We start from the raw sequence: 13,818 nt of genomic DNA, 5'->3' as shown, positions 1-13,818 counted from the left end.
TCTATTAGTGCAACAAACCATCTTTTTTCTTTTTGGCATATATATTTATACTTTCCACTGCCAATGAAAATGTCATCGCAAAATAGATATATCCCTTTGGAATATGAAAACCTAATCCTTCTGCAACCAATGTCATGCCCACAAGCACCAAAAATGCAAGTGCTAAAATTTTTATTGTTGGATTATTGTCCACAAAATTAGAAATACCTTTTGACGCTAGCATCATCACGCCAACTGCTAAAATAACAGCTATGATCATTATCTCTATATGCTCAGCCATTCCAACAGCTGTGATAACACTATCAAGAGAAAAAACAATATCCAAAACAGCTATCTCGCTTACAATAACCAAAAAATTTGCATGTGATTTTTTGCTATTTTTATGCTCTTCACCTTCACCAGAAACACTAGAATGTATTTCAAGGGTTGATTTTACAAGTAAAAATAGACCGCCCAGTATAAGCACCAAATCTCGGCCGCTTATACTAAATTCTGCGATAGTAAAGAGTGGCTTTGTTAGCTTCATGATCCAAAACAATGAAAGTAAAAGTAAAATTCTAGTCACCATAGCTAGCCCTAGGCCGACAATCCTACCACTACCGCGCTGCTGCGGAGGTAGTTTACCTACCAAAATAGCAATAAATATAATGTTATCTATGCCTAAAACTATCTCTAAGCCAGTTAACGTAAGTAGTGATATCCACGCTTCTGGCGAACTAAACCATTCAAACATTTGCTTCCTTTGTTAAAATTTTTATTATGCTATCAGGCAAAATTTCATGCTCTATCGCATGGATTTTGCTCTCCCAATCCTCTAAGCTCATACCATCTTCTCTTTCAAACGCTCTTTGTGCAATGAGTTTACCTCCGTCAAGCTCCTCGCTCACGTAGTGCACGCTGACACCACCTATCATCATATCGCTCTCAAAGCTCTCTTTTATCGCATGAGCGCCTTTAAAAAGTGGCAATATGGAAGGATGTAAATTTATGGCTTTTATCTTTGATGTAAAAACAGGAGTTAATATCCTCATAAATCCAGCAAGCACTGTTAGTTCAGCGCCGCTTTTTAAAATTTGCTCCACAACCGCAGCGTCAAATTCTTCTCTGTTTGCAAATTTGGCACTCTCTATTATCGTCGTATCAAGCCCAAATTTCTTAGCACGCTCGATGCCATATGCGCCTAGCTTGTTGCAGATACAAAGGCAAACTTCGATTTTTATACCATTAAAAATTTGATTATGAATTTTTTTAAGTATCGCTTCTAAATTTGAGCCACTACCGCTAAAAAGTACGGCTATTTTTTTCGTAAGCATTTTACTCCTTTTATAATATCTGTTGGCTCGAGCGCGTAGCTGTTTTTGCCAAAATTTCTAAGGCTAAGCGCATGAGCTAGTGTAGCCGAGATGGCAGCATCCAGTGGCTCGTAGCCTTGAGCTAAAAGAGCAAGTACAAGTCCGCTTAGTACGTCACCACTGCCACCTTTTGCAAGTATATTTTTACCATAAGGCATGATATAGATTTTTCCATCTTTAGCAATTATTGTATTTGCGCCTTTTAGCACAAGTACTGCCTTAAATTTCTCACTCCAAGACTTAGCATAAGTAAATCTATTTTCTTGCAAAGTTTGCACATCTATATCGGCTATTTTGCAAATTTTTAAAAGCGAGCAAAACTCCTTTGGATGAGGTGTCAAGACGCAGTTCCCATCTAGTAGATCAAGCACTTTTGGACTGTAAAAGATATCAGCGTCAAGAACAAGCCTTTTGCCCTTGAAAATTTGTGCATCAAGCTCTTCTATACCCTTTTTGCCAAGCCCCATGCCAACGGCTCCAGCATTCATTTTATCGCTTATCTTGCTAGCTTGCATGATATGCGTTGGTAAATTTAAGCTCTGCTCGCCTATCACGCTAACTAGCCCAGCCCCAAAGGCAAATGCCGCTTTTGCGCAAAGTTTGCTAGCTCCTATGTGCTCGCCAGATATGATAAATGCGTGGCCAAAGTCGCCCTTATTTACGCACTGATTTTTTCTATTTGGAAGCACAAGATCGCATTTTTCAAGCAAGTAATAGTCACTCTCGCATTCGTAGTTTTGCGCGCTTATGCCAAGATCAGTGACCTTTATCTTGCCAACAAAGTCTTTTGCAGCATCGCTATAAAGCCCAAGCTTTCTAGCTCCCATCGTGATCGTAATATCTGCTTTTACGCAAGCACCTAGCACCTTGCCCTCGCTATTTAGTCCACTTGGTATATCGCAAGCGATGGTGTAGGCAGAGCTTTTGTTTATCTTTGAAATGAGCTCTATGTGCTTTTTGTCTAAATTTCTATTTAAACCAGAGCCAAAAAGTCCATCTATGACACAGTTTGCACCATTTAAGCTACTTTCTACATCTTTACACTCACGCACGCCAGCAGATTTAGCTCGCTCAAGCTGCTTGCTCACAAGTGGCTTAAAATTTTGACTAGCTAGGATAAATTCACATTCAAACTCACCCTCAAGCATTCTTAACGCACAAAGCACGTCAGCACCGTTGTTACCACTTCCGCAAACGCCTAGTACTTTCATGCCTTTTTTAAATTTTTTACATATGAAATTTGCTATGCCAGCGGCGGCGTTTTCCATTAAAATTTCTTCACTAAGGCCAAATTTCTCTCTCGCCCTCTCGTCCAAAATTCTCGTGTCTAAATATAAATTTTTCATCTTTATGCCCTAAAACTAAGCGCCTCTAAGATGTGGGGCTTTAAAATTTGCTCGCTCTCATCAAGATCAGCGATGCTTCTAGCCACTCTAAGTGTCCTTTTTATGCCCCTTTGGGAAAGATTGTACTTCGAGGCTGCCTTTTGTAAAATTTCTCTTGCTTCATTATCTAATAGACAAAATTTTTCTACTTGTGCGTCATTTAGCTTGCCGTTTAGCTCATCTTGATCGCGCTTTTTTTGAAATATAAAGGCCTTTAAAACCATATCACTCATTTGCTGTGAGCTCAAGCTTGACCTATCATTTGGTGAGCTCTCGTCCATAGCAACTTTTAAATCAATGCGGTCAAGCACTGGAGCTGAAATTCTTGATTTATAGTTTTTTATCTCATTTTCGCTGCATTTGCAGTTTAGGTTGCGAGAGAATAAATTTCCGCAAGGACATGGATTTTGAGCTGCTACGAAGATAAATTTAGTCTCATAAGTCACTTTTGAATTTACTCTTGCAATGTGGATTTGATTGTCCTCTAGTGGCTCTCTTAGGCTTTCAATCACCTGCTTTGAAAAGTGAGGAAACTCGTCAAAAAAAAGTACTCCGCCATTTGCAAGTGCGATTTCACCGATCTTTGCGACATTTGAGCCTCCGCCAAAGATCGAGCTTTTGGTTGAAGTATGATGGGGCGAGCGAAAGGCTCTAATACTTGTAAATTCGCTATCTTGAAGGTTTAAAGAGCGGTAGGCGGCGGACTTTAGCACCTCTTCTAAGCTTTGTGGCGCCATGATGTAAACTAGGCGTTTTGCACACATGCTCTTGCCGCTACCTGGACTGCCTTCAAATAAAATATTGTGCATACCAACGGCTGCAATAACGCAGGCTCTTTTTGCGCGATCCTGACCCAGAACATCCTTAAAATCAAGCTCGAAGTTTAAATTTGGAACGTATCTTTTACCAGAAATTTCTATCACATTTGAAAATAGTTCATGAGTAGCGTTAAAACGTATACTTTTTGCAAATTCTGCGTCATTAAAAAATCTAATCGCTTCCTCTAGAGTACTAACCGCATAAATCTCTAAATTTAGGATCATAGAAGCTTTTTGCGCTATCTCTTTTGGTACTAAGACTTTTACGTTTTTTACCTGCGTGCTTAAAAAAAGTAAAATAGAAAATAAATTTGCTGTGCTTTTTATGCTTCCATCAAGCCCAAGCTCACCAAAGACAAAAATTTTCTCTAAGCTTTTTGCCTTTTGAAGAGCTATAAGAAGAGCGATAGCCAGGTCAAAATGTGAGCCACTTTTTGGCAGATCTGAAGGGGATAAATTTATGGTTATCTTTTGTGCAGGGAAGGAAAAATCAAGTGCTAGAAGTGCTGCTTTTACGCGCTCTGTGCTCTCTTTTATGCTTGTGCTTGCAAGCCCAACGATGCTAAAACCAGGAAGCCCGCGAGAGAAGATAGACTCAACGTCAATTATCTTTAGCCCATCGCCGTAAGTAGCACATCTTAAAGACTTCATGAAGCTTTTTCTTTTTTTTGCTTTTTGTATTCCTTGTCAAATTTTTTGCGTTTATTAAATCCGATTTTTTCTATAAAAAGATGTCCATCTAAATGATCGTTTTCATGCTGGATAGCAATAGCTAAAAGCCCATCAGCTCTTAAACTTTGCTCTTTGCCAAAGCGATCTTGATATTTGATAGCCACAACTTCATTTCTTTTTACATCTTCATAATATCCAGGCACACTAAGGCAACCCTCTTGATATATGCATTCTCCTTCGCGTAGTTCAAACCTTGGATTTATGATCTCAATTAAATTTTCTTTATCTTGTACGCCCTCGTCATTGGCTAGATTTATAATAAAAATTCTTTTTGCGACACCTATCTGAATAGCTGCAAGGCCGATGCCTTCTTTTGCAATCATCGTATCATACATATCATCAAGTAGTTTGTGAAGTTCATCATCAAAAATTTTAACCTCTTTTGAGACTTCATAAAGTTTTTTATTTGGATAAGATAAAACCTCTAAGATCAAGCTCAAACTCCTACTTATTCACCCAAAAATATAGGCTGCTCATCATCTTGTGTTAGTATTAGTTGATCTAACGAGTAAGAGATTAATTCTTCAGCACTTCTTGTTTTTGTTATCATACTTGAAACCACTTGGATGTCAAGCTTGCACTCTTCACCATCTATCTTCCAAGGTATAGATGAAAGCATATTTAAAATTCTGCTACCGGCTTGTTTTGTGCCATTTTCATCAGTATATTTCATAACCATAGCAAAACAGCCATCACCGTAATGAGCTACTATATCGCTTCTTCTAGAAGTTCTTAAAATAAGCTGTGATATAGCTTTATACATATTGTTTCGCTCTTTTAAATTTTTAACACGATTTGTAAATCTATCTTTTGCTCTTACTAGTAAAAACGATGCGTTATAGCCGTATCTCTTAACAGCTTCTACTTCACTTTGCACTGTGGCTACTAGAAATTTTTTATTATAGACGTCATATGTCGTATCGTAAATCGACTGCTCTTCAATAGATTTAAGCATCTTAGCTACTTCGTCATAACTTACTTTAATGACATCAAGATGCTTATCCATAAGACTGTTTAATTTTATTAGGTCATGGTTAAATGCGCTTAAAATATTTTGAAGAGCTAGGATATTTGTATTATTTTTGAGTGCATCCATGCGCTTTTGCACTAGGCCTCTCATGATGCCTAAATTTTTATAGATTAGCACCACAGCTTGGAGCATACTTTTTATTTGAATAAAACCTTGTTTTATCTCTTTTTCAATAGAAATATTGCCATTTGTAGGCACTAAAATTTCAGAATTTGCGACTATAATATCACCGATCTCTTTTCTAAATTCATCAGGCTGTCTATCAAGCATTTTCTCAAAATAAATAGAGTAATTGTTTGGCGTAGATGGAACATTATCGTCGCTTAATTCATGCAAAACATTTTCTGAAAATCTGTAGATATCTACCTTTTCCTTTTCTAGAACATGTTTTGTCTCAACCGCTTTTTTCTTAGGGTCTGGTGCATTATCTATCTTTATCACTTTGGGCCTTATTTAAAACTTTTCTCCAAAATTTTATCAACAAGTCCGTACTCTTTGGCTTCAGCCGAACTCATAAAGAAGTCACGTTCAGTATCTTTTACGATCTTACTTAGCTTCTGACCTGTATTTTTGGCCAAAATTCCATTTAAAATCTCTTTCATACGCAAAATTTCACGAGCTTGTATCTCGATATCAGTCGCTTGTCCTCTAGCACCGCCAAGTGGTTGGTGTATCATGATGCGAGAATTTGGTAGTGCATATCTTTTACCTGGTGCACCACAGCTTAATAAAAATGCACCCATACTAGCAGCTTGGCCGATACAGATCGTGCAAACATCTGGCTTTATGTAGTTCATCGTGTCATAGATACTAAAGCCACTTGTTATAACGCCACCTGGTGAGTTTATATATAGATAGATATCTTTATCTGGATCCTCAGCCTCTAAAAATAGAAGCTGGGCGACTATAGAAGCGGCCATGCCGTCCTCTATCTCGCCACTTAGCATAACGATCCTGTCTTTTAAAAGACGGGAATATATATCATAGCTTCGCTCACCTCTACTAGTTCTTTCAACTACGACAGGAACGTAATAGCTCATTACTCAGCCTTCTCTTTTTTGCTTGCTTTTTTCTCGTCTTTTTCTTTATTGAAAAGCTCGCTAAATAGCTTCTCTTCGATCATCGACATCTTTATGGCTGGAAGCATGCCTTGGTTGCGGTACATCTCAAGGTGTGCTTTTGGATCTTGACCGCTTCTATACGCCTCAAAATAGATCGCTTGAACGACCTCTTGATCGCTTACTTTTACGCCTCTTACACGAGCTAGTTCATCGATGATGAAAGTTAAACGAACGCTATTTTCAGCGTCTTTTCTAAACTCGTCACGTTTTTTAGAAAGAGCATCTTTGTCCTCTCTAAATTTTTTCATATCATCTGGAGTAAATGAGCTCCATGCGTTTCTAAACTGCATATCGATCTCTTGCTCGACGATATTTTTTGGCACATCAAATTTAAATTTCTCAACCGCAGCTTCAGCAAATTTTGGTTTTAGCTCTTCGTTTATAAGTTTATAAATTTTCTCTTGGCGAATTTGCTCTTTTATGCGCTCTTCAAGTATCTCTTCAGTTGGTTTTTCTTCGTTTGGAAGTAGAGTTTTTAACATCTCTTCATCTAGTTTTTCAGGAATTTTTCTCTCTTGAATTTCATGAAGTTTTATTTTAAAGATAGCGTCTTTGCCAGCTAAATGTGCAGCGCCATAGTTTTCTGGGAATTTAACCTCGATATCTTTTTCGCCACCAGCTTTTATGCCTACCATACCATCTTCAAAGCCTGGGATAAATTGATTTGAGCCGATCTCAAGCACATAGTTTTCAGCCTTGCCACCATCAAATGCAACGCCATCAACAAAGCCTTCAAAGTCAAATTTAGCAAAATCGCCAACTTTTAGACCTCTTTTGCCATCAATTTTTTCAAGTGGAGCTATCATTTTTAGAAGTTCAGTTTTTTTCTCATCGATATCTTTTTTCAAAACACGTGGGTTTGAAAACTCAGGTATCAAACTCTCATAGCCACTGACATCGACGCTTGGTTTAAATGAAACTGTTAGCTCAACATCGATCTTACCATCTTTTCTATCAAATTTTGAAACGATAGGCTCGCCGATAAGGTCATCGTTTTTCTTGCCTGCTTGCTTTATAGCCTCATCAACAACATCTCTTAAGACATCTTGTTCAGCATCGTTTGTTAGCTCTTTCTCGTAGCGTTTTAGCACAATAGCAACTGGCACATGGCCTTGTCTAAAGCCATCTACTTTCATAGTTTTTGCTGCCTTTTTTGCTAGTTTCTCTACGCTAGATTTTATAGCATCTGCACTTATAGTCGTGCTTGCTAAGGTATTTACGCTATCTAGAGCTTTTGTTTTGATTTCCATCTAATTCCTTTATGAATACAAATTTTTAGCCCAAAATATAGCAGAATTTTCCTTATTTCATTGTAAATTTGTAAATTTTTATAGATATAAAAGGCGTTTTAACGTAGAATCTAGCAATAAAATTATGGAGAAAATTTATGCAAGAGAGTTTTGAAAATTCGGTTAAAAACATGCTAACGATTATAGGCGAGGATCCAAACAGAGAGGGGCTTTTAAAAACTCCTGAGCGTGTCTTTAAAGCATTTAAATTTCTAACTAGCGGATATGATGAAGATCCAAAAGAAGTGCTTGGTGACGCACTTTTTACTAGCTCAAATAACGAAATGGTTCTCATGCGAAACATCGAGTTTTACAGCCTTTGTGAGCATCACTTGCTCCCAATCATCGGACGCGTACATGTCGCATATATCCCAAATGGCAAGGTCGTGGGACTTAGCAAAATTCCACGCATGGTAAATATCTACGCTAGACGCTTGCAAATTCAAGAGCAGATGACTGAGCAGATAGCAAAGGCACTTGAGGACGTGATCGCTCCAAAAGGCGTTGGTGTCGTAGTTGAGGCTAGACATATGTGCGTTGAGATGAGAGGTGTGCAAAAAATAAACTCAACCACTACGACCTCGGCTCTTAGGGGCTGCTTTATCAAAAACGCGGATACTAGACGAGAATTTTTCTCGCTTATAAATTCTCCTAGGGAAACGCATTTTTGAGCTTAGAACATATAAATTTAAAGCTTAAAGAGGGCGTGAAACTCTCAAACACCTTTGGCATTATAACTAAGATTACAGCTACCACTATCGAGATCACTGGACTTCGTCCAAGCATCGGCGACATCGTGCGTATAGTTGCAAAAGATAAGAGCAAAAATGGTCTTGGCATGGTCACACAGATAAAAACAGATGGTGCATATATCAGCCCGTTTGGATTTGTCGAGGGCTTTAGGATAGGCGACTTTGTCTACGAGAGTGATCAAGGCATGAATATACCAGTTGGTCCAAATTTGCTTGGGCGCGTGGTTGATCCATTTATGAAGCCAATAGACGGTAAAGGGGCGATCGATACAACCGAGTACATGCCGATCATGAGAGCGCCGATTGATGCCATGAAAAGGGGTCTTATAAATGAGCCTTTTAGCGTTGGTATAAAGACGATAGATGGACTGCTTACTTGTGGTAAAGGACAAAAGCTGGGAATTTTTGCAGGTTCAGGCGTAGGCAAATCAACCCTCATGGGCATGATCGTAAAAAACACTCTTGCTCCCATAAAAATAGTCGCACTAATAGGAGAGCGTGGCCGTGAGGTACCTGAATTTATAGAAAAAAACCTAGGCGGTGACCTGGAGGGTACGGTCATAATCGTAGCGACCAGCGATGATAGCTCGCTCATGCGAAAGTACGGCGCATTTTGCGCGATGAGCGTGGCTGAGTACTTCAAACAACAAGGAAACGACGTGCTTTTCATCATGGATAGCGTCACACGTTTTGCGATGGCGCAGCGTGAGATCGGCCTCGCACTTGGCGAGCCGCCTACATCAAAAGGCTATCCGCCAAGCTCACTCACACTTTTACCTCAGCTAATGGAGCGCGCTGGTAAAGAGGAGGGCAAGGGCAGCATCACGGCATTTTTCACAGTGCTCGTCGAAGGCGATGACATGAGCGATCCGATAGCTGACCAAAGCCGCTCTATCCTAGACGGACACATCGTGCTAAGCCGGGAGCTAACGGACTTTGGCATATATCCACCTATCAATATCCAAAACTCAGCCTCGCGTGTCATGGGAGATGTGATAAGCAAAGAGCATAAGCTAAATGCGATGAAATTTAAGCGCCTTTACTCGCTTTTAAAAGAAAATGAGGTCTTGCTTCGTATCGGCGCATATCAAAAGGGCAGCGACAAGGAGCTCGACCTTGCGATATCAAAGAAAGAATTTATGGAGAGCTTCTTAAAACAAAGCTCGGAAGAAGCCTTTGCACTCGAAGAGGTCGAAGAGCTGCTTGATAAGATCAATCAATAAATTTCTAAAATTTGCAAGCCTTTTTATCAATTTTTTGACTACTAAATCTTTATAATAGCTTTGGCTAGGATGTCAAAATTTCAGTCAAAAAATCAATAATCCTACCTTTTCTCATCTCTTTTTTGGTCAAAAAAGCACTGCTGTAAAAAATACGGAAACAAATTTTAAGCGGTAAACCTTTTTAAGGTAGCAAGCAAGACATATGCCTCTTTTGTAGCTTATGATAGACATAGTCTACTCAATATTTTTTAGCAATGAAATTTCAAATTTTTGGGACTTTTTTGATAAAAAACTACTTATCTGCAAAGGCTGTGGTAGTGAATTTAAGGCAAGTGAGCAAGCTAAATTTATACTAAGTGATTATGCGCTGATATCTGTCTTGCTGTAAATTTTGGTAGCAATCATGGCGTAAATTTAACTATGAAAGCAAAATTTTGCATTTAGATCAGTAATCTCTGGCACTTTAAACTTCGCCTAGCAACAAAAAGTATATGCCATATAAGATGTAAATTTTAGAAGAGCTTAAGAGCCAAGACCTATTTTTTCTCATCAAAGCTTGAGTTTAGCTCACACTTTCCCTAGCTTTGGCGGTGACAAACGTGCGAATTCTAACTAGATAAAAGCAGATTCCTCGCCAATGTCAGTGACTCTTGCTTATTTATATTTATTTAAATTTATACAAACAATAAAATCAAGAGAGAAGGCCTAAGAGCCAAATCCCATCTTTTTATCCTCGCCAAAGCTTGAGTTTAGCTCGCGCTCTATCGTCGTTTTGAAGTCCTCAAAGGTAAAAATCCCATCATCTTTTATAGCCACCTTTAAAGCGGTATTTTTTAGCGCAAGGACGATCTGTGCGCCACTTAGATTAAACTCAGCCAGCCTTTCTACACTAAAGCCATCTTCAAAGCTCGCATTTTCAGGCAAAATTTTACGCCAAATGGCTAGCCTGCCTTTGAAGTCTGGTTTTTTAAACTCGATTTTGTAGTCAAATCTCCTTGAAAACGCCACATCAAGGCTTTGCAAGAAATTTGTCGTAGCGATCAGCACGCCCTCAAAGCGCTCAATCTGCTCTAAAAAGATGTTTTGCATTTGATTATGCATCTTCTCAGCGCCGCTTGAGCTCTCCACTCTCGTGCTTAAAAACTGATCGGCCTCATTTAGTAAAAGTACTGGCTCACTGCCACTTTTTTTGCAAATTTCTTTGTAAGTGTCAAAAATTTTCCTTACGTTTTGCTCGCTCTCGCCGACATATTTGCTTAAAATTTTTGAGCAGTCAAAGCTTAGAATCTGCTTTTTTAGGCTCTTTGCAAGTCCAACTGCGCTCATCGTCTTACCAGTGCCAGGCTCGCCATAAAAGATGATCTTAGCGTCTATGTTTTTCCTAGTTTTTATGCCCCAGCTACTAAGTCTAGCAAGCACTTTTTTATCGACTTGCTTTAGTATCGTACTTAAAAGCTGCTTTGTCTTTTCATTTAGCACGACGTCTTCTAGGCTAGTTACCGGCTCTATTAGCTCAAAAATTTCTTGCTCTTTTACTAGGCTTTCGATCTTGATTTTCTTGCTATTTTTGTCATTTTTTGGGTGCATTATGCTTTGCAAAATTTCTTCATTTATAAAAAAGCTCTTGCTAACGTTGCCATAAGCGTTTAAAACCTCGTCGTAGTCAATGAGTGCGCCCTCTATGAGCCTTGAGCCATCCTCTAAAAGAGTACGATTTTTGATGCGTTCAAGCTCGTCTTTGCTTATTAGCCCAACTAGCGTGTTTAGATCTCGTCCGTTTTCAAAATCGCCCGCGTACTCCTCTTTTAAAAGGGCTAAAAATATAATCTGCTCTTTTTCGTCAAGTGAGTTTTCTTTAAAAATTTGCTCTATCTTTAGGCTGATCTTGCTTAGTTTTACTCGCTCATTGATTCGCTTTGTAAGCTCAGAAATTTGCTCATTTATGCGCTTTTTGGCATCACTTGAGCCATCGCCAAAAATAGCAGCCTTTGAGTAAAGCTCCACCTTTAAAAACTGATCTTTTAAATACTCCAAATGATCCTCATATGGCGTAAGCTCTGGTAAATTTATATCAGCGTTGCCATCTTCAAGAATTTTTAAAAATGTGGCTGATAGAGAAATTTCAGAATGAAGCAACGAAAGAAGCCCTTGAGCTGAAGCCCTTTGCGTGCTCTCAGGTATTTTAAAAAGACTATAATTTTGTACAATCCAACCGCTATCAAGCAAATTTTTTATAAATTTTAGATACAAAAGCTGCTTATCATTTTGTGTGCCAAAGACTGCTCCAAGTAGCTCAAAAACGCTCATATTAGCCGTTCCTTGCACATAAGCTTTACTTAGATATTTTAAAATTTCTCCCTCTTCGTCGCCGCACTTTATCAGCTCGTAAATTTTGCTTTTTTTGAGGTCCTGGTTTAAAAAATCAAGCAAGTATTTCACTAAAATTTATCCTTCATCTGCTCTATTTGCTCTTTTAATACACGTTTTAACACCTTGCCAGTGGCATTTCTAGGCAACTCTTCGGCAAAATAGATACTTTTTGGTATCTTGAAATTTGCTAAATTTTTCTTCAAATGCTCTCTTACTGTTTTTTCATCAAGATCCATACCCTCTTTTACTTGTATGAAAGCGACAACCTCTTCATCGGCGTGTACGTCTTTTACACCAATTACCGCTGTTGCTTCGACTGCTTCAAGTTTGTAAATAACCTCTTCGATCTCGCGCGGATAGATGTTAATGCCCTTTGATATGATGAGGTCTTTTTTGCGATCAACGATGTAGATAAAGCCCTCTTCATCGACTTTTCCAAGATCTCCGGTCTTTAACCAGCCGTTTATTATGGTCTCATCAGTGATGCTTGGCATACCATAGTAGCCTTGCATGACGCAGTCGCCCTTTACAATGATCTCGCCGATCTGGCCAACTGGAAGCTCCATCATCTCATCATTTACGATCTTTACCTCATAGCCATCAAGCACAGGCCCTACACTTAAAAGCTTTTGTTTATCATATAAATTTGCAGCTACGACAGGTGAGCATTCACTAAGGCCATATCCCTCGACAAGTGTTGCACGTGGAAATTTCACTCTAAAGTCATCTATCGTCTGCTTTGCAAGCGGAGCTGCACCGCTTACAAATAATCTAATGCGGTTAAACCATCTAAAATACCAAGGAATTTTTGCCTTACCAATAGCTGTATAGATGGCTGGAATTCCTAAAAATACAGTTACACGCTTTAGCAAAGTTTGCTTTAACACATTTGAAAATGGAAATACTGATTTTACAAGAACCATAGATGCACTCGCAAATATCGGAAGCAACACCATTGCAGTTAGCGTAAAACTATGAAACATCGGTAAAAAGACTATGAAACGATCGCTTTTTTTCACTATAAAACGATCATGAGCTCCAATTAAATTTGAAAAGATATTTTTATAGCTTATCATCGCACCTTTTGGCTTGCCAGTAGTGCCTGAAGTGTAAATTATATGCATTAAATCATCTATTGCCGGATACTTTGTGATACTAAGGGCGTATTTGTGATTTAGAGTTTCTGTAAAATTTACATTTTTAACAAGGCCATTATTTTCATAACCCTTGCTCATATCCTCTTTTGAAATTTGAGGTGTTGAAGTAAGATACGCGCTCTCGCCATACTCTTCATCAGTGTCTATATATTCATCCTTTGAGGCACTTTGAAGTTTCTTTGGTATTGCTCCGATCCAGATTATCTTTCTTAAAATTTCAAGCTCATTTAATGCGATTAACTCTTTTGCAAGCGAGCTAGACGCAAAAAGCACCTTTGCACCGCAGTCATTTAAGATATACTCAAACTCATTTGTTTTTAAAAAGGTATTCATCGGCACCGCAACCGCACCGATAGCCGTGATGGCAAGGTATGAGATGATAAATTCTTTCGAGTTTGTAACCGCCATAGCTACTTTATCACCAAATTTCACTCCAGCAAGTTGCAGATAAGCTGCCACTTTATCGACATTTTGCTTTAATTCGCGATATTTTAGTTTCTCTTTTTCTTCAAAAAGAACTACTTGATTTGGATTTTCCTTTGCTACTTTGGTTAAAATTTCATAAAAATTATTATAAGAGTATCGCATT

General features: G+C 38.6%; 13 protein-coding genes. 3 read left to right on the top strand and 10 right to left on the bottom strand.

All coding sequences use genetic code 11. From position 1 onward, the window contains the following. Positions 1-4 precede the first annotated feature (4 nt). From CCON33237_RS00970 to tig, 8 genes are read right to left on the bottom strand one after another with little or no spacing between them, the layout of a single operon-like run. The gene (locus CCON33237_RS00970) at positions 5-733 is read right to left on the bottom strand and encodes a TerC family protein (protein ID WP_054196014.1); all 729 of its coding nucleotides are present in this window, start codon (positions 731-733) and stop codon (positions 5-7) included. Further along, positions 726-1,313 (bottom strand): phosphoribosylglycinamide formyltransferase, encoded by a 588-nt coding sequence (gene purN / locus CCON33237_RS00965; RefSeq protein WP_054196013.1) that lies wholly within the window; start codon positions 1,311-1,313, stop codon positions 726-728. Before purN ends, CCON33237_RS00970 begins: the two co-directional genes overlap by 8 nt. Then, entirely contained in the window at positions 1,295-2,698 is a 1,404-nt protein-coding gene (locus CCON33237_RS00960; RefSeq protein WP_054196012.1) for a bifunctional ADP-dependent NAD(P)H-hydrate dehydratase/NAD(P)H-hydrate epimerase, read from the bottom strand. Before CCON33237_RS00960 ends, purN begins: the two co-directional genes overlap by 19 nt. A gap of 2 nt (positions 2,699-2,700) precedes the next feature. Continuing rightward, complete coding sequence (locus CCON33237_RS00955) at positions 2,701-4,206, bottom strand: YifB family Mg chelatase-like AAA ATPase (RefSeq protein ID WP_054196011.1); 1,506 nt, start codon at positions 4,204-4,206, stop codon at positions 2,701-2,703. Continuing rightward, positions 4,203-4,721, bottom strand: coding sequence for a peptide deformylase (gene def / locus CCON33237_RS00950; RefSeq protein WP_054196010.1), 519 nt, complete (start codon positions 4,719-4,721; stop codon positions 4,203-4,205). Before def ends, CCON33237_RS00955 begins: the two co-directional genes overlap by 4 nt. A 14-nt stretch (positions 4,722-4,735) precedes the next feature. Next, positions 4,736-5,758: a GGDEF domain-containing protein gene (locus CCON33237_RS00945; RefSeq protein WP_054196009.1), complete on the bottom strand. Its 1,023-nt coding sequence runs from the start codon at positions 5,756-5,758 to the stop codon at positions 4,736-4,738. An 8-nt stretch (positions 5,759-5,766) separates the two neighbouring features. After that, positions 5,767-6,357: an ATP-dependent Clp endopeptidase proteolytic subunit ClpP gene (clpP, locus tag CCON33237_RS00940; protein ID WP_054196008.1), complete on the bottom strand. Its 591-nt coding sequence runs from the start codon at positions 6,355-6,357 to the stop codon at positions 5,767-5,769. Continuing rightward, on the bottom strand, positions 6,357-7,688 hold the full coding sequence (gene tig, locus CCON33237_RS00935) for a trigger factor (protein WP_054196007.1): 1,332 nt from the start codon (positions 7,686-7,688) through the stop codon (positions 6,357-6,359). Before tig ends, clpP begins: the two co-directional genes overlap by 1 nt. Positions 7,689-7,825: 137 nt before the next feature. Between tig and folE the strand changes: the two genes are divergently transcribed. The 3 genes from folE (at position 7,826) to CCON33237_RS09530 (ending at position 10,090) form a co-directional block, all read left to right on the top strand. Continuing rightward, positions 7,826-8,398, top strand: coding sequence for a GTP cyclohydrolase I FolE (gene folE, locus CCON33237_RS00930; RefSeq protein ID WP_054196006.1), 573 nt, complete (start codon positions 7,826-7,828; stop codon positions 8,396-8,398). Beyond that, a complete protein-coding gene (gene fliI, locus CCON33237_RS00925; RefSeq protein ID WP_054196005.1) occupies positions 8,395-9,702 on the top strand; it encodes a flagellar protein export ATPase FliI in 1,308 nt (435 codons plus the stop codon). The genes folE and fliI overlap by 4 nt, the downstream gene beginning before the upstream one ends. Positions 9,703-9,922: 220 nt before the next feature. Further along, entirely contained in the window at positions 9,923-10,090 is a 168-nt protein-coding gene (locus tag CCON33237_RS09530; RefSeq protein ID WP_155463271.1) for a hypothetical protein, read from the top strand. 317 nt (positions 10,091-10,407) lie between these two features. On the opposite strand, the gene CCON33237_RS00920 is transcribed toward CCON33237_RS09530, so the two are convergent. After that, positions 10,408-12,141 carry an ATP-binding protein gene (locus CCON33237_RS00920; RefSeq protein WP_054196004.1) on the bottom strand — a complete coding sequence of 578 codons (1,734 nt, stop codon included), beginning with the start codon at positions 12,139-12,141 and terminating at the stop codon, positions 10,408-10,410. Beyond that, positions 12,141-13,817: a fatty acid--CoA ligase gene (locus CCON33237_RS00915; protein WP_054196003.1), complete on the bottom strand. Its 1,677-nt coding sequence runs from the start codon at positions 13,815-13,817 to the stop codon at positions 12,141-12,143. The genes CCON33237_RS00920 and CCON33237_RS00915 overlap by 1 nt, the downstream gene beginning before the upstream one ends. Between the last annotated feature and the right edge of the window lies 1 nt (position 13,818).

The organism is Campylobacter concisus, from assembly GCF_001298465.1.
GTDB classification, from domain to species: domain Bacteria; phylum Campylobacterota; class Campylobacteria; order Campylobacterales; family Campylobacteraceae; genus Campylobacter_A; species Campylobacter_A concisus.
Note: the sequence above shows the minus strand (reverse complement) of the source record. Positions and strands in the feature narration are given on the sequence as shown.